Below are 19,310 nucleotides of genomic sequence, written 5' to 3' on the forward strand. Positions count from 1 at the left end.
GCCTCCGGAGCTGCGTGGCTCTGTGTGCCGGCGCGCTGGCGCTGGCCGGCTGCAGCATGGCGGTGACCGCGGGCCAGGGCACGCCGTGGCAGCAGGAGACCGCCTACTTCTCGCCCGCGACCGAAATCGACGAGGGCAATGTCGGCGATCTCGGCGTCGCTTGGGAATTCGCCGACTTCACCGTCCGCGGTCGGACCAACCGCGGGGTTGAGGCGACGCCGGTCGTCGCCGACGGCGTGATGTACATGACCGGCCCGTGGAGCGTTGTCTACGCGCTCGACGCGAAGTCCGGCAAGGAACTGTGGCGTTACGATCCCGACGTCGACGGCTCGTTCGCGCGGCGCACTTGCTGTGACGCGGTCAACCGCGGCGTCGCGGTGGCGGACGGGCAGGTCTATGTCGCGACGCTCGACGGCTATCTCGTCTCGCTCGACGCCAAGACCGGAAAGCCGGCGTGGAAGGTCGACACGTTCACCGACCGGAGCAAGAGCTACGCGATCACCGGCGCGCCGCGGATCGCGGGCCGCAACGTGCTGATCGGCAACGGCGGCGCCGAGATGGGCGTGCGCGGCTACGTCACCGCGCTCGACCGCAAGACCGGCAAGTTGGCATGGCGCTTCTTCGTGGTGCCGGGCGACCCCAAGGCGGGGCCTGACGAGCATCCCGAAGTGACTGAGGCGCGCAAGACGTGGGATCCCAATTCGGCGTGGGACCTGGGCGGCGGCGGCACGGTGTGGGATTCGATCGTCTACGATCCCGACACCAACATCGTTTACGTTGGCACCGGCAACGGCAGCCCGCACCCCGCGTGGCAGCGCAGCCCGGCGGGCGGTGACAACCTCTACGTCTCCTCGATTCTGGCACTCGACGCGAACACCGGCCGCAAGAAGTGGCACTACCAGACCACGCCCAAGGACAGTTGGGACTACACCGCGACCCAGAACATGATCCTCGCCGACATCGAGTTCGGCGGGCGCACGCGCAAGGTGCTGATGCAGGCGCCCAAGAACGGGTTCTTCTACGTGCTCGACCGGGTGACGGGCGAGCTGCTCTCGGCGGAGAAGTACACCACGGTGACTTGGGCCGACCGCGTCGACCTCAAGACGGGCCGGCCGGTGTTCAGCGAGCAGGGCGACTTCAAGAATGGCGAGAAGCTGGTGTGGCCCTCAGAAGCGGGCGGGCACAACTGGCCGCCGATGGCCTTCAACCCCGGCACCGGCCTCGTTTACATGCCGGTGCTCGAAGCGCCCATGACCTTCATCTCGACGCCCGACAACAACCAGCCCTATTCGCCGGTGCAGGGCTCGACCACCTCGCTCCCGGGCGTAATGTCGCTGTTCGGTGAGAAAGTGCCCGACTATCCGGGCCAACCGAAGCCCAAGTTCGAGCAAGTGCTGAAGGCCTGGGACCCTGCCAAGGGCAAGGTCGTGTGGACCTCGCGCGCGATGCCGTTTTGGAGCGGCGGGGTGATGACAACCGCTACCGGCCTTGTCGTGCAGGGTTCCGCCGATGGATTCCTGACAGTCTATAACGGTCGCAGCGGCAAGGTTCTGCGGCGCATCGAGGTCGGCACCGGGATCATGGCCGCGCCGATGAGCTACGAGATCGACGGCGAGCAGTATCTCGCGGTGCCCGCCGGTTTCGGCGGCGCGATGAACGCGGCGTACTTGCCCGGGTGGGCGGCCGAGAAGCGCGAAAACACTTCGCGCTTGCTGGTATTCAAGATCGGCGCCGCCGCGCAGCCCGCGCTGCCGCCGCTACGCACCGCAATGCCGTTGGCGCCCGCGCCCGCGCAATTCCGTGGCACCGCGGCGCAGGTCGCGCGAGGCGAGCAGTTGTTCAACCGCAACTGCGCGCGCTGCCACGGCGGGGCGGACTTCCCGAGCGGCTACCCGGACTTGTGGAAGATGGGCCCGGAAACCCACGCGGTGTTCAACGACATCGTGCTGGACGGACTGTACGCGCCGGCCGGTATGGCCTCGTTCAAGGACGTGCTGAGCCCGCGCGACGCCGCCGACATCCACGCCTACCTCGCCAAGCCGCTCCCGGGCTCCCAGCCCGAGCCGAAAGCGAAGAACGCCGAATTCAACTGAGGTCCGCCAGATGAAACTAAGTGCGCCAATCCTGTCCATTGCGGCACTGCTTTCCGCCGCTCCGGCGAGCGCGCAGGAACTTACCTTTGACCAGGCGATGCAGATCGGGAGCGAGGCGGTGCGCGCGGCGAGCGCGGATGGTCGCCCGGTATCGATCGTGGTCGTCAATGCCGAAGGCCGCACGCTCCTCGCGCTGCGGATGGACGGTACCTCGTTCATGAACCTCGATGTGGCCGAGCAGAAGGCGGTCACGGCCGCCGCGCTCGGCGCGCCGACCTCGGCGATCGAGCAGGCGGTGGAGGGCGGCAGGACCTCGTACCTGTCGGTCCCGGGCCTCAGCGCGATCGGTGGCGGCGTGCCGGTCATGCGAGGCGACAAGGTCATCGCCGGCGTCGGGGTCAGCGGCGGCACCCCGCAGCAAGATGAGGCTGCGGCCAAGGCGGCAATTGCAACAATAGACGAAGGGGCAGCGAAATGAACACGGCCAAGCTTCTTGCCGGTATCGCATTTACCGCGATGGCAGTCGGCGCATTGCCCGCGCAGGCCGCATCGCGCCCCAAGGCGACGATCACCCGCACCACCTTCGGCATCCCGCACATCAAGGCGAAGGACTTCGCCGGTCTCGGCTTCGGCGGCGCCTATGCGCAGGCGCAGGACAACATCTGCCTGCTCGCCGACGCCTACCTCACCGCCGCCGGCGAGCGCTCGAAGTTCCTCGGCGCGGACCAGCCGACGCAGATCGCGGTCTGGCCGGCCAAGAACGTGGACAGCGACGTGTTCTACCGCACCGTCGTGACCGACGAGCGGCTCCAGGCGGACTTCGCCCGGCTTAGCCCCGAAGGGCGCCAGCTGATCGACGGGTTCGTCGCTGGCTACAACCGCTTCCTCGTCGACAATGCCGGCAAGCTACCCAAGGAATGCGCCGGCCAGGCGTGGGTGCGGCCGATCACGCGCAACAACCTGCTGCGCTGGATCAACGGCTTCGCGCTGTTCGCGTCGTCGTCGGGCCTCGCCACGCAAATCGCCACTGCCGCCCCACCTAGAGCCACCAAGACCAGCGCGAACGACATATCCACCGCGGTGCCCTCGCCCTTTGCCGATTCTCCGCTGCGCCTCGGCAGCAACGGCTGGGCCTTCGGGGGAGACGCGACCACCAACGGACGCGGCCTGGTGGTCGCCAACCCGCATTTCCCGTGGGCCGGCCCCTATCGCTTCTACGAGATCCAGCAGACGATCCCGGGCAAGTTCGACGTCGCCGGCGCGACGATCATGGGCCAGCCGTATGTCGGCATCGGCTTCAATCGCGATGTCGCCTGGACCCACACCGTCGACACTGCCGTGCACATGACGCTGGCGCGGCTGAAGCTCGATCCGACCGATCCAACCGCATATCTGGTCGACGGCCAACGCGAGGCGATGACCCGCCGCGACCTGACCATCGAGACTAAGGACGGCGCGCCGGTCACGCGCACGGTCTATTCCACCCGCTACGGCCCGGTCGCCTCGCTTCCGGGATCGCCCTACGCCTGGACCGGTGAGCGCGCCTACGCGGTAATGGATGCCAACGCCGGCAACATCCGCGGCGCCGACACCTACATCGGCATGGGCCGCGCCAAGACCGTCGCCGACGTGCGCTCCGCCCTCATTCATCACATGGGTGCCGGCTTCGTGAACACGATCGCCGCCGACCGTTCCGGCAACGCGATGTTCGCCGACATCACCCCTGCGCCGAATCTCCCGGCGGAGAAGTTCGCCTCATGCGGCGCGATCGGCCCGAAGCTGCCGACGCTCTACGCGCCGCTCTACGAGATCGACGGCAGCCGCTCGGAGTGTGCTTGGACGAAGGCCGCCGGGACACCCGTGCCGGGCCTGCTACCTGGTGCAGAGATGACGACGCAAGTTCGCCGCGACTATGTGCAAAACTCAAACGACAGCTATCGCTGGACCAACCCGGCACTGCCGCCCGTCGAGCGAGGGCCGATGCTCGGCGTCGATCCCGGCCAACTTCCCGACATGCGCACCCGCTCCGGGATCGAAGAGATCGAGGCGGTCCTGAAGTCGGGCAAGTTCGACATCGGCACCGCCGCCCAGACGATGCTGGGTAACAAGGTGTTCGTCGCGCGCTTCGTCAAGCCTGCGACCGCCGAAGTGTGCGCGCGGCCCGCCGCGCCGGCCGACGCTTGCGCGGCGATCGCAGCTTGGGACGGCAAGTCCGAACTCGACAGCCGCGGAGCGCTGCTGGCGACATTCTTCTGGTCGATGGTCGGCAAGCGCCCGAACATCTGGAAGGTACCGTTCGATCCCGCCAACGTAGTCGGCACTCCCGCGGAATTCGTGACCGAGGGCGCCGCCGGCGATGCCTTGCTCGCCGACCTGACGATGGCGAGCAGTCTACTCAAGAGCTTCGGCATCCCCCTCGACGCGCCGCTCGGGGAAATCCAGTTCGCCCAGCGTGGCGAGGAGCGCATCCCGATTTCGGGCGCGAATTGGGGCGTGCTCAACAACATGGGCGGCGTGCCGGTGCCGGGCGGCATCAACGTGATCTTTGGCAGCAGCTACATCCAGTCGGTCACCTGGGACGACAGGGGCCCGGTGGCGGACGCGGTGCTGACGTTCTCGCAATCGACCGACCCGGCCTCGCCCCACTTCGCCGATCAGACCCGCGCCTTCTCGCAGAAGAAACTGCGCCGTTTTCCATTCTCGCAGGCGGAGATCGCGGCGGACACGATCGGCACCCCGATCAAGGTCGGGAACTGAGCCTAGCCGAGCATCCGGGCGGCGGTCGCCTCGGTCTCGCGCGATTGCTCGTGCACCCAGTCGATGAAAGCTTGCGCCGAATCGCTGAGCGGACCGCCCGTTCGGGTGAGCAGGTGAAACTGATTCTTCGTGCGCAGCCGCTGGCTCGACAGTGGAACCAGCTTCCCTTCGGCGACGAGGTCCGAGATCAGCGATGTGTGGCCCATCATGAAGCCGCGCCCCGCCAGGGTCGCCTCGATCACCATCGAATAGAGCGAGAACGTGCGTGTCTTCAGCCCGGCCGGGCGGGGCGTGCCGGTGAAGCGCAGCCAGTCGTCGAAATCGTCGCCCCAATAGGTATCGGCCATCAGCGGCGCGTCCGCAGGCAGCCCGTTCGCGTCGCGCCCGCTCCGCTCCAGCAGCGCGGGTGCGGCGACGGGCACCATCTCGTCCAGCAACAGCGGCTGATACTCGCAGCCCGGAAATGGCGGATTGGCGTAACGCAGCGCGATGTCGAAGTTCGACGTGCGCATGTCGATCACCACCGGGTCGGCCCAGATTTCCAGCGTCGCGCTCTCGTGTCGCTGGTGAAACTCGTCGATCCGGGGGCCGAGCCACAATTGCGCCAGCGCGGGCAGGACAGTGAGGCGCACGGTCTTGATGGTTTCGGCCGAAGTCACTTCGCGCGTCGCCTGCAGCAGTTGGTCGAGCGGGTAGTGCACTTTCTGCGCGTACCGCCGGCCCGCCTCGCTCAGCCGAACCCCTTGCGGATAGCGCTGGAACAGCTCGACGCCGAGAAACGCCTCGAGCGACTTGATCCGCTGGCTCACAGCCCCCGGGGTCACACCCAGTTCGTTCGCCGCAAGGGCAAAGCTTTCGGTCGCCGCAGTGGCCGCGAACACACGCAGCCAATCGAGATTGGGCAGCTCGCGCGGCATTAGAACTTGTCGCCCTCAGCCCCAAGATTAGTCATTTGCGGGCCCCTCCGGCGGCTTGCTTAAAGGCGAGAATGCAGGAGACTTTTACGCTCATGACCGTCAGCGACAAGCCGGAACTCGCGCGCGGCAGCACCAGTTTTCCTAAACAGGGGCTGAGCGCCAACGACCTGACGCGCAACCTGGTTCGCTATGGCGGCAGCTTCCTGCCCCAACTCATCGAGCGGGCATCGGGCAGCTACGTCTATGACGAGAATGGCCGCGCGCTGCTCGACTTCACTTCAGGGCAGATGAGCGCGATCCTCGGTCACGCGCATCCCGAGATCGTCGCTACCATGAAGACGGCGGCCGACGAGCCGGTGCACCTGTTCTCCGGCTTCCTGTCGAGTCCGGTGGTGAAACTGGCCGAAGTGCTGGCAGACTTGCTGGGCCCAGAACTGAGCAAGGCGATCCTGCTCAGCACCGGCGCGGAGTCCAACGAGGCCGCCATCCGCATGGCCAAGCTCTACACCGGCGGGCACGAGGTCGCGGCGTTCGATCTTGCCTGGCACGGGATGACGGGCACTGCCTTCCCGCTGACGTTCTCGGCCCAGCGCAAGGGCTACGGCCCGCAGGCTCCCGGGATGATGGCGATCCCCACTCCCTACGTCTACCGCCGGCCCGAGTGGGCGGGCGACGATTACGAGTTCGCCATGCTCGACCACGGGTTCGACATGATCGACCGCCAATCGACCGGCGCCTTGGCAGCCGCGATCGTCGAGCCGATCCTGAGCTCGGGCGGCCTGATCGAACCCCCCGCCGGCTACCTCGCCCGGCTGCACGAGAAGTGCCGCGAGCGCGGCATGCTGCTGATCGTCGACGAAGCGCAAACCGGCCTCGGGCGGACCGGCGCGATGTTCGCGAGCGAGCATCACGGCATCACACCGGACATCATCACTCTGTCGAAAACCCTCGGGGCCGGGCTGCCGCTGGCGGCCACGGTCACCTCGCCCGATGTCGAACAGGTCCTCGCCGAGCGCGGGTTCCTTTTCTACACCACCCACGTGTCCGACCCGTTCCCTGCACGGATCGGGCTCACCGCAATCGAGATCATCCTGCGGGACCGCTTGACCGCCCGCGCGGCCGAGTTGGGAGCGTTGCTCAACGCGCGCTTGCGCGGCCTGCAAGATCATTACGAATGCGTCGGCGACGTTCGCGGACGCGGTCTGCTCGCCGGCATCGAGTTCGTGCAGGATCGGGCAAGCAAGAAACCAGCCGCGGAGTTCGGAGCCGCCGTCTCCCGCCGCTGCCTCGATCTCGGTCTCAACGTGAACATAGTCCAGTTGCCCGGGATGGGCGGCGTCATGCGCATGGCCCCGCCGCTTACCGTGTCGGAGCGAGAGATCCAGGATGGTGTCGCCATGATTGAGCAGGCGATCAGCGACTGCCTGTCAGCAGGGCTACTCGCACACGTCTGATGGGGCTGGTTACGGGATCCTAGGTGTACAGCGCGAACGACCGCCTTGAGGGCGCAAAGCAGACGTGCCTCCTACGGACGATAAGACCACCACTCTGGCCACCTAACCTTGCTGGGCGTCCGCGTATTAGCGAACACCTCGCGCTGCTCGTCGAGCGACAGCCGGCGACTGCCGAAGCGAGCAAGAGCAGCTTCGACCACCCAGGGACTGATCTCCCAGCGCACTCGCTTCTCGTCGGTCGGGTATTTCAGTCGAGCGAGGTCAAGCTTTGCGAGGATAGCATCTGCCCCGCTGCCGACCGACTTCATGATGATGACCTTGATGCTTTGCTGATCCTCTCCCCGCGCAGCCCGGGCCTTCTCGATGGCCTCGAGCGATGACCTTGCGGCCGCGCTGTCTCCCGCCAGCCCTTTCTGGGTAAGCTGAAGCAGGAAGGCTTCAGCTGCGGTTACGCGGCGCTCGCGTCCATCCTCACGTATCGTGACCATTTGGCCCAGGATCGCATCATGCGGGATGTCCCGGGTGCGGTTTCGGGGGCGGCCTTTTGGGTTGCCGGACTGGCCCTTGCGGAAGCGGGACGCGGATGGCGGCTTGCCATATCCCACCGCATCTTCGGCCTCGGTTGTCATGCGAGGCTTCCCCGCGGCCAGCGAAGCGTTTCAGGATCGAAGGTAAAGAACCTGATGTCCTGGACATCCTTCTCAAAGAACTTGCGACGGCCCGGACGGCTCAGCGCCGCTTGGGTGGCCCAGGCGTGTATCTTCAAGCGCTGGCCGCCGAAGCCAGGATCATCGTCCGCGATCCCCAGGATGCGTAGCGCCTCGTTGGCGTTGTCGGAACTGTGATGCAGTTCGACCTTGATCGGACCGGCACGGGGAGGTGCCTTTTTCGCCAGTGCCACCTCGCGCTTCTCGATCATCCGGAGCACCTTGCGGATCGCCATCCTGCTGCCGTTGAGCGCGGCCTGGTAGGTCTGCAGTTCGAGCGCCTCCTCGATCGTCAGTTCACGTGTCCGGCCACCCTGGGTAACGGTGAGGGTCTTGTCGAACACGATGTCGAACGCAGAGACGTGCGGCCGCCGCTTCTTCGGGCGCCCGGCGGGATTGCCCGAGCGGCCCTTCTCGAACCGCGTGTCACCGCCCCGGCTCATGCCGCCTCGTCGAAGGTTTCGCGGTGGAGGAGCTGCGGCTCCTTGCCGGTGATCTCGGACCAGCGGCTCATCGCGAGATCGACATAGGCCGGGTCGATGTCGAGCCCGCGGAACCGGCGTCCCACCCGCTCGGCTGCGATGAGAGTTGTGCCCGAGCCGAGAAAGATATCGAGCACGAGCTCGCCCTGCCGGATGACGTCGCAGATCGCGTCAGCGACCATGGCGACCGGCTTGACCGTGGGATGGAGCGCAAGGTCCTCGCGCCGGCTGCCGCGCATCGAGTTGACGCTCGGATAATCCCACACGTTGGTGCGGTTGCGTCCGTGCTTGCCAAGCTCGACGGCGTTGGTGTGCGGCGCATCGCCGACCTTGTAGACGAAGACCATCTCGTGCTTCGAGCGGTAGAGCGAGCCCATCCCCGCGTTGCTCTTGTTCCAGACGCAGATGTTGAGGAGGTCTGAGTAGACGCCGGCGACCGAAGCGGTGACGTCGTGCATGTGGCGCCAGTCCATACAGACGAAGTGGACCGCCCCGTTGCGCGATACCGAGGCGCAGGATCCGAGCGTATCGGTGAGAAAGGTACGGAACTCACTTTCCGTCATCTCGCCCGAGGCCATGGCGAACTCACGGTGCCGACCTTTTGCATTCGCATGGCCGTTGATCTTCACGTTGTATGGCGGATCGAGGAACGCGCAGTCGATCCGCTCGCCCTCGCCGACAAGCCGGGCGAGGAACTCGCGCTCGCGTCCATCGCCGCAGGCGACCCGGTGCTCGCCGAGTTGCCAGATGTCGCCGGGCCGGACGCGGGTCACATCCGGCACCGCCGGGATGACCTCGTCGTCCGGGTCGGGTGTATCGCCCAGCACGACGTCGATCTCGCCCGCGCTGAACCCAGTGAGTGACAGGTCGATGTCTATCGCGGGAAGCGAGAGATCGGCGAGCTCGAGCTTGAGGACTTCGAGATCCCAGCCTGCGTTGAGCGCGATCTTGTTGTCGGCGAGGCGCAGTGCTTTCTTCTGGGCTTCGCTGAGCCCGGCAAGTTCAATCACGGGGACCTCGGCGAGGCCCATCTCCTTTGCCGCCCGCAAGCGGCCGTGCCCGGCGATAAGGTTCCCCTCCTCGTCAGCCAATACCGGGTTGGTAAACCCGAACGCAGCGATCGACCGGACGATCTGCTCGATCTGCCGCTTGGGATGCGTACGCGCATTCCGTGGGTCGGGGGTCAGGCTCGCGAGCGGCTTGTACACCACTTCGAGCGGGCGATGAGCAGACGGATCTGCCATTGGTGCTGATTCAGTCATGCGAGAACAATACTGGAACAAACCTCATCTCGTAAGGCTGAACAAATGACCCCTTGGGGATAACGCGGTGGATCAAGGTTTCGACTGGACTGTCGGCGTGACCTGAGCATTGCTGCGTCCACGCCCGGCTCGCCGGGCTCGCGCCGGTAGCGGCGGCCAGTTCCGGCCGCAGCGCATAACCGGAGAACCTCAATGACCAGCAATATGTCGTCGTCCGCCCGCAAGCGGCGCATGGCGCGCGAGCCGCAAAGCACTGACGCGGCGAACGCAGCTCCTACTGCCATGGCACCTTCCCGCCTCGACGTGCTCGAACGTCTCCTGACCGAAGAAGGCGGGACGACCATCGCGGCGTTGGTCGAAGCTACCGGCTGGCAGCAGCATTCGGTCCGCGGAGCGATGGCCGGCGCGCTCAAGAAAAAGCACGGCCTTGTGATCACCTCGGAGAAGGTCGATGGCGTGCGCCGCTACCGGGCGAGCAAGCCAGCATGAGCCGCGATGTCGCACATGTCGTGGTCGCGATCGGCGGCATGGATCTCGAGCAGCTGCGCGCCGAGTGGAGGCGGCGCTACGGCGCTCTTCCCCGGCTTCGCTCGGTGCCGATCATGCGTCAGCTACTCGCCTGGCGCGTGCAGGCCGAGGCGTATGGCGGGCTGGAAGCCGATACACGCAAGGCCCTGGCGCGGACCGGCGCCGCTGCACCCGAGGGCCAGCATCTCGGGATCGGTGCCCGGCTCACACGTAAGTGGAACGGCCGGACCATCGAGGTCGTGGTCGAGGAAGCGGGCTTTCGCTTCGAGGACCGGTTGTTCCCGAGCCTGTCGGCAGCCGCAACCGCGATCGCGGGCTCGAAGTGGAACGGGCCGCGCTTCTTCGGGCTGCGAGACGCATCGTGAGCGCCAAGACGCTGCGCTGCGCGATCTACACGCGCAAGAGCTCGGACGAGGGTCTCGACCAGTCGTTCAACTCGCTCGATGCCCAGCGCGAGGCTGGAGAGGCCTACGTCGCGAGTCAGAGCCACGAGGGCTGGAAGCTGCTCTTGGCACGCTACGACGACGGTGGGTTCTCGGGCGGCTCGATGGAGCGGCCCGGACTCCAGCGCCTCCTTGCCGACGTCGAGGCGGGACGGGTCGACGTCGTGGTGGTTTACAAGATCGACCGGCTCACCCGCAGCCTCGCCGACTTCGCCCGCATCGTCGAAGCGTTTAACAAGCGCGAGGTCAGCTTCGTCTCGGTCACGCAGGCGTTCAACACCACCTCGTCGATGGGGCGGCTGACCTTGAACGTCCTACTCAGCTTCGCGCAGTTCGAGCGCGAGGTCACCGGCGAGCGCATCCGCGACAAGATCGCTGCCTCAAAGGCCAAGGGCATGTGGATGGGCGGCGTCCCGCCGCTGGGATACGATCTTCCGGAAGCCGGTTCGCGCAAGCTGCGGGTCAACGACGCCGAGGCCGCGACCGTGCGGCATATATTCGCTCGCTATGTCGAACTGGGATCGGTCCATGCACTGCAGCGCGAGTTGACCGGGACGAACGTCGTATCGAAGCGATACCGTACACAGCGCGGCAAGGAGATGGGCGGGACCTCGTTCAGCCGCGGGGCGCTGTTCCACCTCATGCGCAACCGCATCTACCTGGGTCAGATCGTTCACCGCGACGCGGTCCACGATGGTGAGCACGACGCGATCGTGGATGCCGACCTGTTCGATGCCGTCCAGCGCTCGCTCGATGCCAACGCCCGGCGGCATGGCGCCAGGGGCGAGCAACGCACGATCCTCGCCCCTCTCACCGGCAAGCTGTTCGATGCTGCGGGCGAACCCATGAGCCCGACGTTCTCGCGCGGGCGATCGGGGAGAAGCTATCGGTACTACGTCTCGGCCTCGCTACAGCAAGGCGGCAAGATCGAAGAGGATGACACCGTGCGGCGGTTGCCAGCGCGCGAGATCGAGGTCCTGCTCGAGGCTTGTATCGAACGGTGGATGCCTGCCTGTAACGAGCCGCTCGCAACCCTCGAGACCGTGCGGCTCAACGCCGATGGACTGCTTGTCACGCTGGCAGGCGACAAGGTCGCCGATATCACCGTGAACCTGGTCGAGGGCGAGACCATCGTGCGCGCAACGCGGCGACGCACGATCGTCCAGCTCGGTATCGCCCTCCCCTTGCGCGGTGGCCGGCGGATGGTCGTTGCCGGCAACCGCACGCAGGTGCGGATCGATCCGGTGCTCATTGCCGCTCTGCGGAAAGCGCACAGGTTCATCCGGCGCGACCGCAGCGGGTTGCCGCTGGTCGATGAGGCCCCGCGCACCGCCTACGAGCGCAAGATCCTGCGGCTCGCATTCCTCGCGCCCGACCTCCAGCGCGACATCCTTGCAGGCCGCCAGCCGCCTGCACTCATCCTCGAGGCTTTCCTTGGCAGCGAGGTCCCGCTCGTTTGGGACAAGCAGCGCGAAGTGCTCGGTTGGCCAGACATTTGAGCCACCCTGTTATCACGATCAATTAGCCTGTTATTGGCGAATACGCTCCCTGTTACGGGCGATTAAATACCCTGTTCCGGCGAATAACAGGGAAAGGGCACCCTCGGCCTCGCAAGTCGTGGTAATTGCGTGGTTTTCTTAGGCCGCAAGTCGCAGGATCGGCCCAAATCGGCCTGTTTTCTGGTCAAAATTTGCATTTTTCCCTGTTCCTCCCTGTTTAACAGGGAAACCGTACCGATGGCGATCGGCGCGGAGACAGGCGCGACGAAACGGCCCTGATATCGGTGGAGACGGCCACCGAAAGGTGCAACTGTTACCGAAAGGGGCGCGCAAAGCCGCCTGTTCCGCCGCGGTTCGCGGAGACCCAGTAATCGGAGACTAGTGCTGGGGGTGGCTGGCGGAGAGGGTGTCAGCTCCGACATCGGGCTATGTAATTGTTTGCACTTATTTTTCTTCGATCACCCCTAAAGCGTCCCCACAGCTGTCCCCACACGTTCGACGCGATGGTCAGAAGAGGCATCTAATTCGACATTTTTCGACCTGTAACTACAAAGGCTTGGATGATGTGGCTGTGGCAAAAGGCCCGGAAAAAGCCCGCAAATGACCAATAAGTTATTGGTTCGATGCCTTTTTAGGGACTCAGCACCCACTTTTGGACCCTTGTGCAGGCGATCGATAATAGCCGCTTTCCACCCTTAGTGGACAACGTGACCCATGGCATCAAAGTGAGCAAACGCACACTCGTTTCGAGATTGGTCGAAATATACCTTGACCAGCAAGATCACCGGCGATATTTCGATTGTCATGGAAATGACTTCAACTGCTGCCGTCGAGGCGCTTGGCGCCCTTGCGCAGGAGCATCGCCTAGCACTGTTTCGCTTACTGGTTCAGGCCGGCGATGACGGTATGCCCGCGGGCGCCATTGCCGAGACGCTCGGCGTCCCCAACTCGTCCCTGTCGTTCCATCTGGCGCACCTTACGCGCGCAGAGCTGATTCAGCAGCGGCGGCAGGGACGCTCGCTCATCTACACAGCCGACTATGCAGCGATGAACGCGCTGGTCGGCTACCTCATGGAGAATTGCTGCGGCGGTGCGGCCTGCGCGCCGGCGGCACAATGCGGCGAGGATGCCGCGCAGCCTCAGGAAAGGATTTCCGCATGAAGCGTCTGCATGTCCACGTCGGCGTCACCGATCTGAGCACGTCCATCGGGTTCTACTCGACCCTGTTTGCGGCGGAGCCGACCGTGACGAAGGATGATTATGCCAAGTGGATGCTGGAGGACCCCCGCGTCAATTTCGCGATCTCCTCGGGCAACCACGCTGCCAAAGGCATCGAGCATCTCGGTATTCAGGTCGAAAGCGGCGAGGAACTGACCGAGGTCTACGATCGGCTCAGGGCAGCCGATCGTCCCGTCCTGGAGGAAGGCGCGACCACCTGTTGCTACGCCAAGTCGGAAAAGAGCTGGATTGCCGATCCGGACGGCATCGTCTGGGAAGCGTTTCTAACCAGTGGTGAGGCCACAGTCTACGGCGATAGCCCCGCGCTGGCGGCTCTTTCCGCCAATGCCGCCGAGGACGCATGCTGCGCTCCGGCTATGCCGGCGCCGACCGCGAGCTGCTGCGGATGAGCGTCACGATCTACCACAACCCGGCCTGTGGAACATCCCGCAACACCCTGGCGCTGGTCCGCGCAACGGGGCTCGAGCCCGAGGTGATTCACTATTTGGACACCCCGCCAAGCCGGGAAGAACTGGCCTCGCTCATTCAGCGCATGGGCATCACTCCGCGCGACCTGCTTCGGCAGAAAGGAACACCCTACGCGGAGCTTGGTCTGGGCGACCTCTCGCTCACCGACAAACAACTCATCGACGCGATGATGGAGCATCCAATCCTGATCAACCGCCCGATCGTGGTGGGTCCGAAGGGGACAAGGCTCTGCCGGCCGTCCGAAGAAGTCCTTTCGGTCCTCGATCGGACACTCGACGCGGATTTCGTGAAGGAAGACGGCGAAGTGGTGCCAGCAAATGGCTGATGCGGAGGCGGGGACACGGCCCGCAATGTCGTCTTTCGAGCGCTATCTGTCCGTTTGGGTGCTGCTGTGCATTGCGGTGGGTATCGGGCTCGGGGCAGCGATTCCCGGCGCCTTCGCGGCGATAGCCGCCGCCGAGATCGCCCGGGTCAACCTGCCCGTAGCGGTGCTGATCTGGCTGATGATCATCCCGATGCTGCTCAAGATCGATTTCGGGGCGCTTGGATCGGTTCGTCAGCATTGGAAAGGCGTCGGAATCACCCTGTTTATCAATTGGGGAGTGAAGCCGTTCTCGATGGCGGCGCTGGGCACCTTCTTCATCGGCTGGCTCTTCGCTCCGCTCCTGCCCGCAGGCGAGATATCCTCCTATATCGCCGGCCTCATTATCCTGGCCGCCGCGCCGTGCACGGCGATGGTCTTCGTCTGGTCAAATCTTTGCGAAGGGGAGCCCAATTACACGCTCAGCCAGGTCGCGCTGAACGATCTCATCATGGTGTTCGCCTTCGCGCCCATTGTCGGGCTGCTGCTGGGCGTGGCCTCGATAACCGTGCCCTGGGACACGCTGATGCTCTCGGTTGTGCTCTACATCTTGATCCCGGTGGTGATCGCGCAGCTGATGCGCAGCCGCGTGCTGGCAACGGGCGGCCAGCTTGCGCTCGACAGATTGCTTGGTGTGCTTGGGCCGCTCTCGCTCGTCTCACTGCTGACGACGCTTGTCTTGCTGTTCGGCTTCCAGGGTGAGCAGATCCTGGCCCAGCCGCTGGTCATCGTGCTCCTCGCCGTGCCGATCCTGATCCAAGTCTATTTCAACGCCGGGCTGGCCTACTGGCTGAGCCGGAAGTTCGGTGTGGCCTGGTGCGTCGCCGCCCCGGCGGCGCTGATTGGCGCTTCGAACTTCTTCGAACTCGCCGTCGCCGCCGCCATTTCGCTATTCGGCATCAACTCGGGCGCAGCCCTTGCCACGGTCGTCGGAGTGCTGGTGGAGGTGCCGGTGATGCTCTCCGTGGTCGCTATCGTGAAGCGGTCGCGCGGCTGGTACGAACGGCAGGAAGCGCGCGCCTAGGCCTGCTGCTGACATTCTTTCGGCCGCTAAACATCGGCGTGGTAGTTCGGTAAAAAAGCATACGCTAGCACTGCAGTCGCTCTGCGAGCGCATCCAGCATCCAGGACGCCGCCGGCCCTGGTCGGCTATCTTTCCGCCACAACGCGTGAAGCACATATTCCAGCGGCGGATTCTCCGGCAGATCGAGTTTGACCAGCCGACCCTGGCTGATCTCGTCGGACACAACGTGAAGGGGCATGTTGCCCCAGCCCACACCTTCCAGAAGCAAGGCGTGCTTTGCGCCCAGATCGGCAAGCCGCCAGGTTCGCGGACTGATGACCGAAAACTCCTTTCCTTCGGTCAGCTTCGAGCGGTCGGTCAGCACGAGCTGGAGGTGGCGGCGGGCTTCACCCGGCGGCACCCGCTCGAGCCGTGCCAGTGGGTGGCCAGGCGAAGCCACCGGCACAAGTGCAACGCTGCCGATCACGGCGCGTTGAAGCTCCGGCAGATCGGTGATGTCCGGCCCAGCCACTGCCAAATCGGCTCGCTGATCGAGCACGAGCGCGGCGACGGCCCCCAGCGCCTCCACGTGAAGGCGCAAGTCCACGGTCGGAAAGGTCGTCTGGAAATCATGGAGCACGGCCGCGATGGTGGCGCTCGGCACCATCACGTCGACCGCCAGCGCAAGCTCGGTCTCAAGCCCCTGCCGGACGCTGCGCGCTCGCGCCATCATCCCGTCGACCTCATCGATGACCGCCCGCGCGTCCGCGAGCAGCGCGCGCCCAGCATCGGTCAGTTGGGGACGCCGTGAGCCTTCACGATCGAACACCTTCACGCCAAGCTGAAGCTCCAGTGCCGCGATGCCGTAACTGACCACCGATAGAGCGCGGCCCAGCTTCTTGGCGGCCTGATTGAAGCTGCCGTGTTCAGCTACCGCGAGGAAAATCCTGAGCTGGTCGACGGTCGGGCTTCCAACGTCCATTGTTCGACTTTCCTGATCATTTCGAACCACTTTATCCCGCTTATCCTGAATGGCCGCAAGGCCCATATCGGCTTCGACAAGACATTCAGGAGAATGACGATGATAGAAGTTCGACCGTTTGCGGGTCTCGGCGCGGCTGATCATGGCTGGCTCGACGCCCGCCACCACTTCGCGTTCGCCGACTACCACGATCCTGCGCGGACCAACTGGGGCCAGCTGCGGGTGTGGAACGACGACACCATCGCGCCCAAATCCGGGTTCCCGCCGCACCCCCACCGCGACATGGAAATCATCACCTATGTTCGGAAAGGCGCGATTACCCACCAGGACAGCCTGGGCAACACCGGGCGCACCGAAGCCGGTGACGTGCAGGTCATGTCGGCGGGCAGCGGCGTGACTCATTCGGAATACAACCTCGAGGATGAGGCCACGCAGATCTTCCAGATCTGGATCATTCCCGATGAACGCGGCGGACAGCCGAGCTGGGGCGCACGGCCCTTTCCGAAGGATGACCGGGACGGACAGTTCGTGACCCTTGCGTCCGGCATGGAAGGGGACAGCGGCAGCTTGCCTATCCGCACTCAGGCTCGCGTGCTCGGTGCGACCGTCAAGGCGGGCGAAACCGTGACGTACGAGGCAGCGCCCCACCGGCACCTGTACCTTGTGCCGGCGACCGGAAAGGTTCGCATCGGCGAGGTGGAGGTCAACGCGCGTGATGGCGCCGCTATCACCGGGCTCGAGCGGATCGAGATGACCGCGCTCGAAGACAGTGAATTGGTTCTGGTCGACGCACGCTGACGTTTTGGCGTGATGCTCGGCCCGCCGGTGGGTGGAGGTCCCCCCTCCCGCTTCCGCTCACTGGCACCCATCTCAAATCAGGAGAAATCCAAATGACCCAGACCCGTAAAGTAGCCGTGATCGTCGGCAGCCTCCGCAAGGATTCGCTCAACCGCAAGGCAGCGCACGCGCTGGCCGGGCTTGCGCCGGACGGCGTCGAACTCGAAATCGTCGAGATCGGCGAGCTGCCGCTCTACGACGAAGATGTCGAGGCAGGCGGCGCCCCGGCCCCGTGGGAGCGCTTCCGATCCCAGGTCAAGGCAAGCGATGCCGTGCTGTTCGTCACGCCGGAATACAACCGCTCGGTCCCCGGCGCGCTCAAGAACGCCATCGACGTCGGATCGCGACCCTACGGCGCCAGCGTGTTTGCCGGAAAGCCGGCGGCGGTGATGAGCCTGTCGCAAGGAGCGGTGGGCGGCTTTGGCGCCAACCATCACTTGCGCCAGTCGCTGGTGTTCCTCGACATGCCGGTCCTACAGCAGCCGGAGGCGTATATCGGCGGCGCCGGCACGCTGTTCGACGACCAAGGCGATCTCGCCGCGAATGACACCGAGGCCTTCTTCCAGACCTTCATCAACGCGTTCGCCGCATGGATCGATCGCAATGTCAGCCGTGAGGAGACGTCACATGGATAAGAGCGACAGGTGGGACTTGGCCTGGTTTTCGGCCGCCTTGGTTAGTCTGTCGGTGTTGATGGCGGTGGTCACCCTGGGAGTCGGCCAATGAACAGGATGCCCGCCCTGTTCATCGGCCATGGCAGCCCCATGAACACGCTTGAGCTCAACGGATACACGCAGGCCTGGCGCGCGCTGGGCGAGCGATTGCCGCGCCCGCGCGCCATCCTGGTCGTATCGGCTCACTGGTACATCGGGGCGACCGCGGTGACCGCCATGGCCCGGCCACGCACGATCCACGACTTCTTCGGCTTTCCCCAGCCGCTGTTCGACTTTCAATACCCCGCCAGGGGAGACCCCGATGTCGCGCAGGAAGTCGTCGAGGCGATCAAGCCGGAGTGGGTGGGGCTGGACCAGGAAGAGTGGGGCCTCGATCACGGAACCTGGAGTGTTCTGGCGCACCTCTATCCCAAGGCGGACGTCCCGGTTCTACAGCTGTCGATCAACGCCTCGCAGCCGTTCTCCTATCACCTCGAGCTTGGCGCACGGCTGAATACTCTGCGCGATAAGGGTGTGCTCATCCTGTCGAGCGGCAACGTCGTCCATAACCTTAGGCTGGTGCAATGGAATCAGCCCACCGCAGGAGCCGATTGGGCACAGCGGTTCGACGAGGCCGTACGCGCCCAGATGGCCGACGATCCGTCTGACATTCTGAAGCTAGGCGAGCATCCTGATTTTGCGAAGGCCGTGCCGACACCCGACCACTACCTTCCGCTGCTTTATACCGCCGGCCTGGCAGCTGCGGAAGGCAGGTCCCAGTCCTTCATCGAGGGATATTCGCTGGGGTCACTGTCAATGACGAGCTACAACGTCGGCCCAGATCTGGACCTGCCAGCCTTTGCTGACGGTGCGGCCGATCTTCCCGTTGACGTACCACCCGATCAGACCAACATGTGATTGCTGAAATGGGCCAACACAGTTTCTTTGCGAGCCAGTTCAGGCTGGTCCTGGCGATCATGCTGGGGGTGGTGCTTTTTCAGACCACACCTGCCCGCGCGCTCCCCCTCGATCGCGACGATGGCTCCGCATTCAGCGCCGCTTCGAAAGACGTAGCTGTGCTGGTCCGGAGCGAAAGCGCGGAGGTGTCGGCATCTGCACCTTCGTCCGCTCCGCTGAACGCAACTGTCATAGAAACCGAATTTGCGCCGGCCGCCCCACCACCGAGCGGGGTATCGTTCCCACCCCGGCAGACCGGTCCACCCACGCCGCCTCCACGTAATCCTCACGCGTCACCTCGCGCACCTCCCGCTCATCCCTGATCGCTCGCCCCATCCGAGGGCGAAGTCACAAAATATCGAGATCAGGATGAATCATGGAAATTACCCATAACGGAGTCCCTGAGGGCTCAGATCGCTTCGACCATGTCGAAGACCTGCTGTCGCGCTATCCGGCGATCGCCGTAGATGAGGTCGAAACCCTCAAGCGCTGGTTCAACAAGGAAGCCAGCGCCTTCGACGTCGCCAGCCTCGCCAGCATAGAGGGCATCCACGCCTCATACGCGGCATTCCGGGCAGAAATTCTAGAACGCGAAATAGAGCGCCAGCGCGTGAATGTGTTTGTCGAGCTTTTTGCTGAAAGCATTGGCGCTTGACCCTGACATGATG

20 protein-coding genes are annotated in these 19,310 nt (G+C 64.7%); 15 read left to right on the forward strand and 5 right to left on the reverse strand.

Annotation, left to right across the window (positions count from 1 at the left end; translation table 11 throughout):
* Nucleotides 1–14: 14 nt before the first annotated feature.
* From ACWPMX_RS10070 to ACWPMX_RS10080, 3 genes are read left to right on the forward strand one after another with little or no spacing between them, the layout of a single operon-like run.
* The gene (locus ACWPMX_RS10070; protein ID WP_455699887.1) at nt 15–2,093 is read left to right on the forward strand and encodes a PQQ-dependent dehydrogenase, methanol/ethanol family; all 2,079 of its coding nucleotides are present in this window, start codon (nt 15–17) and stop codon (nt 2,091–2,093) included.
* 10 nt (nt 2,094–2,103) lie between these two features.
* Nucleotides 2,104–2,571 carry a GlcG/HbpS family heme-binding protein gene (locus ACWPMX_RS10075; RefSeq protein ID WP_455699888.1) on the forward strand — a complete coding sequence of 156 codons (468 nt, stop codon included), beginning with the start codon at nt 2,104–2,106 and terminating at the stop codon, nt 2,569–2,571.
* Complete coding sequence (locus ACWPMX_RS10080) at nt 2,568–4,850, forward strand: penicillin acylase family protein (protein WP_455699889.1); 2,283 nt, start codon at nt 2,568–2,570, stop codon at nt 4,848–4,850. The genes ACWPMX_RS10075 and ACWPMX_RS10080 overlap by 4 nt, the downstream gene beginning before the upstream one ends.
* Before the next feature lie 2 nt (nt 4,851–4,852).
* On the opposite strand, the gene ACWPMX_RS10085 is transcribed toward ACWPMX_RS10080, so the two are convergent.
* On the reverse strand, nt 4,853–5,767 hold the full coding sequence (locus ACWPMX_RS10085; protein WP_455699890.1) for a LysR substrate-binding domain-containing protein: 915 nt from the start codon (nt 5,765–5,767) through the stop codon (nt 4,853–4,855).
* A 71-nt stretch (nt 5,768–5,838) separates the two neighbouring features.
* Between ACWPMX_RS10085 and ACWPMX_RS10090 the strand changes: the two genes are divergently transcribed.
* Complete coding sequence (locus tag ACWPMX_RS10090; RefSeq protein WP_455699891.1) at nt 5,839–7,221, forward strand: aspartate aminotransferase family protein; 1,383 nt, start codon at nt 5,839–5,841, stop codon at nt 7,219–7,221.
* 71 nt (nt 7,222–7,292) lie between these two features.
* On the opposite strand, the gene ACWPMX_RS10095 is transcribed toward ACWPMX_RS10090, so the two are convergent.
* Genes ACWPMX_RS10095 through ACWPMX_RS10105 form a run of 3 tightly spaced genes read right to left on the reverse strand, consistent with a single transcriptional unit; the run spans nt 7,293 to nt 9,654 of the window.
* Nucleotides 7,293–7,850 (reverse strand): DUF5681 domain-containing protein, encoded by a 558-nt coding sequence (locus tag ACWPMX_RS10095; RefSeq protein ID WP_455699892.1) that lies wholly within the window; start codon nt 7,848–7,850, stop codon nt 7,293–7,295.
* On the reverse strand, nt 7,847–8,371 hold the full coding sequence (locus ACWPMX_RS10100; protein WP_455699893.1) for a DUF5681 domain-containing protein: 525 nt from the start codon (nt 8,369–8,371) through the stop codon (nt 7,847–7,849). The genes ACWPMX_RS10095 and ACWPMX_RS10100 overlap by 4 nt, the downstream gene beginning before the upstream one ends.
* Nucleotides 8,368–9,654, reverse strand: coding sequence for a site-specific DNA-methyltransferase (locus ACWPMX_RS10105; RefSeq protein ID WP_455699894.1), 1,287 nt, complete (start codon nt 9,652–9,654; stop codon nt 8,368–8,370). Before ACWPMX_RS10105 ends, ACWPMX_RS10100 begins: the two co-directional genes overlap by 4 nt.
* 300 nt (nt 9,655–9,954) lie before the next feature.
* Here ACWPMX_RS10105 and ACWPMX_RS10110 point away from each other — a divergent pair, with 300 nt between their 5' ends.
* The 7 genes from ACWPMX_RS10110 (at nt 9,955) to arsB (ending at nt 15,234) form a co-directional block, all read left to right on the forward strand.
* Nucleotides 9,955–10,161: a DUF3489 domain-containing protein gene (locus ACWPMX_RS10110; protein ID WP_455699895.1), complete on the forward strand. Its 207-nt coding sequence runs from the start codon at nt 9,955–9,957 to the stop codon at nt 10,159–10,161.
* On the forward strand, nt 10,158–10,565 hold the full coding sequence (locus ACWPMX_RS10115) for a DUF2924 domain-containing protein (protein ID WP_455699896.1): 408 nt from the start codon (nt 10,158–10,160) through the stop codon (nt 10,563–10,565). The genes ACWPMX_RS10110 and ACWPMX_RS10115 overlap by 4 nt, the downstream gene beginning before the upstream one ends.
* Nucleotides 10,562–12,142: a recombinase family protein gene (locus ACWPMX_RS10120; protein WP_455699897.1), complete on the forward strand. Its 1,581-nt coding sequence runs from the start codon at nt 10,562–10,564 to the stop codon at nt 12,140–12,142. The genes ACWPMX_RS10115 and ACWPMX_RS10120 overlap by 4 nt, the downstream gene beginning before the upstream one ends.
* A gap of 810 nt (nt 12,143–12,952) precedes the next feature.
* On the forward strand, nt 12,953–13,303 hold the full coding sequence (locus tag ACWPMX_RS10125) for an ArsR/SmtB family transcription factor (RefSeq protein ID WP_207912167.1): 351 nt from the start codon (nt 12,953–12,955) through the stop codon (nt 13,301–13,303).
* Complete coding sequence (locus ACWPMX_RS10130) at nt 13,300–13,770, forward strand: ArsI/CadI family heavy metal resistance metalloenzyme (protein ID WP_131621763.1); 471 nt, start codon at nt 13,300–13,302, stop codon at nt 13,768–13,770. Before ACWPMX_RS10125 ends, ACWPMX_RS10130 begins: the two co-directional genes overlap by 4 nt.
* The gene (arsC, locus tag ACWPMX_RS10135; protein WP_131621936.1) at nt 13,767–14,174 is read left to right on the forward strand and encodes an arsenate reductase (glutaredoxin); all 408 of its coding nucleotides are present in this window, start codon (nt 13,767–13,769) and stop codon (nt 14,172–14,174) included. The genes ACWPMX_RS10130 and arsC overlap by 4 nt, the downstream gene beginning before the upstream one ends.
* Before the next feature lie 25 nt (nt 14,175–14,199).
* Nucleotides 14,200–15,234: an ACR3 family arsenite efflux transporter gene (gene arsB, locus ACWPMX_RS10140; protein ID WP_455699898.1), complete on the forward strand. Its 1,035-nt coding sequence runs from the start codon at nt 14,200–14,202 to the stop codon at nt 15,232–15,234.
* Nucleotides 15,235–15,298: 64 nt separating this feature from the next.
* Here arsB and ACWPMX_RS10145 read toward each other — a convergent pair whose 3' ends face one another.
* Nucleotides 15,299–16,195, reverse strand: a complete 897-nt coding sequence (locus tag ACWPMX_RS10145) for a LysR family transcriptional regulator (RefSeq protein ID WP_131621759.1) — start codon at nt 16,193–16,195, stop codon at nt 15,299–15,301.
* Nucleotides 16,196–16,294: 99 nt separating this feature from the next.
* Here ACWPMX_RS10145 and ACWPMX_RS10150 point away from each other — a divergent pair, with 99 nt between their 5' ends.
* The 4 genes from ACWPMX_RS10150 to ACWPMX_RS10165 all read left to right on the forward strand — a co-directional run bounded on the left by ACWPMX_RS10150 (nt 16,295) and on the right by ACWPMX_RS10165 (nt 19,297).
* On the forward strand, nt 16,295–16,993 hold the full coding sequence (locus ACWPMX_RS10150; protein ID WP_455699899.1) for a pirin family protein: 699 nt from the start codon (nt 16,295–16,297) through the stop codon (nt 16,991–16,993).
* A gap of 92 nt (nt 16,994–17,085) precedes the next feature.
* Nucleotides 17,086–17,667 carry an NADPH-dependent FMN reductase gene (locus tag ACWPMX_RS10155; RefSeq protein ID WP_131621755.1) on the forward strand — a complete coding sequence of 194 codons (582 nt, stop codon included), beginning with the start codon at nt 17,086–17,088 and terminating at the stop codon, nt 17,665–17,667.
* Between the two features lie 87 nt (nt 17,668–17,754).
* Nucleotides 17,755–18,603 carry a 4,5-DOPA-extradiol-dioxygenase gene (gene ygiD / locus ACWPMX_RS10160; RefSeq protein ID WP_131621753.1) on the forward strand — a complete coding sequence of 283 codons (849 nt, stop codon included), beginning with the start codon at nt 17,755–17,757 and terminating at the stop codon, nt 18,601–18,603.
* A 415-nt stretch (nt 18,604–19,018) separates the two neighbouring features.
* Entirely contained in the window at nt 19,019–19,297 is a 279-nt protein-coding gene (locus ACWPMX_RS10165) for a hypothetical protein (RefSeq protein WP_455699900.1), read from the forward strand.
* The last annotated feature ends 13 nt before the right edge of the window (nt 19,298–19,310 follow it).

The sequence above is a fragment of the Tsuneonella sp. HG094 genome (genome assembly GCF_053819285.1).

Excerpts from the sequence above, each read along its gene's own strand:
- ACWPMX_RS10145 (WP_131621759.1), bottom strand. The coding sequence starts at position 16,195 with ATGGACGTTGGAAGCCCGACCGTCGACCAGCTCAGGATTTTCCTCGCG.
- ACWPMX_RS10105 (WP_455699894.1), bottom strand. The coding sequence starts at position 9,654 with ATGGCAGATCCGTCTGCTCATCGCCCGCTCGAAGTGGTGTACAAGCCG.
- ACWPMX_RS10095 (WP_455699892.1), bottom strand. The coding sequence starts at position 7,850 with ATGACAACCGAGGCCGAAGATGCGGTGGGATATGGCAAGCCGCCATCC.
- ACWPMX_RS10080 (WP_455699889.1), top strand. The coding sequence starts at position 2,568 with ATGAACACGGCCAAGCTTCTTGCCGGTATCGCATTTACCGCGATGGCA.
- ACWPMX_RS10100 (WP_455699893.1), bottom strand. The coding sequence starts at position 8,371 with ATGAGCCGGGGCGGTGACACGCGGTTCGAGAAGGGCCGCTCGGGCAAT.
- ACWPMX_RS10165 (WP_455699900.1), top strand. The coding sequence starts at position 19,019 with ATGGAAATTACCCATAACGGAGTCCCTGAGGGCTCAGATCGCTTCGAC.
- ACWPMX_RS10115 (WP_455699896.1), top strand. The coding sequence starts at position 10,158 with ATGAGCCGCGATGTCGCACATGTCGTGGTCGCGATCGGCGGCATGGAT.
- ACWPMX_RS10075 (WP_455699888.1), top strand. The coding sequence starts at position 2,104 with ATGAAACTAAGTGCGCCAATCCTGTCCATTGCGGCACTGCTTTCCGCC.
- arsC (WP_131621936.1), top strand. The coding sequence starts at position 13,767 with ATGAGCGTCACGATCTACCACAACCCGGCCTGTGGAACATCCCGCAAC.
- ACWPMX_RS10125 (WP_207912167.1), top strand. The coding sequence starts at position 12,953 with ATGACTTCAACTGCTGCCGTCGAGGCGCTTGGCGCCCTTGCGCAGGAG.
- ACWPMX_RS10155 (WP_131621755.1), top strand. The coding sequence starts at position 17,086 with ATGACCCAGACCCGTAAAGTAGCCGTGATCGTCGGCAGCCTCCGCAAG.
- arsB (WP_455699898.1), top strand. The coding sequence starts at position 14,200 with ATGTCGTCTTTCGAGCGCTATCTGTCCGTTTGGGTGCTGCTGTGCATT.
- ACWPMX_RS10085 (WP_455699890.1), bottom strand. The coding sequence starts at position 5,767 with ATGCCGCGCGAGCTGCCCAATCTCGATTGGCTGCGTGTGTTCGCGGCC.
- ygiD (WP_131621753.1), top strand. The coding sequence starts at position 17,755 with ATGAACAGGATGCCCGCCCTGTTCATCGGCCATGGCAGCCCCATGAAC.
- ACWPMX_RS10130 (WP_131621763.1), top strand. The coding sequence starts at position 13,300 with ATGAAGCGTCTGCATGTCCACGTCGGCGTCACCGATCTGAGCACGTCC.
- ACWPMX_RS10150 (WP_455699899.1), top strand. The coding sequence starts at position 16,295 with ATGATAGAAGTTCGACCGTTTGCGGGTCTCGGCGCGGCTGATCATGGC.
- ACWPMX_RS10110 (WP_455699895.1), top strand. The coding sequence starts at position 9,955 with ATGGCACCTTCCCGCCTCGACGTGCTCGAACGTCTCCTGACCGAAGAA.
- ACWPMX_RS10090 (WP_455699891.1), top strand. The coding sequence starts at position 5,839 with ATGCAGGAGACTTTTACGCTCATGACCGTCAGCGACAAGCCGGAACTC.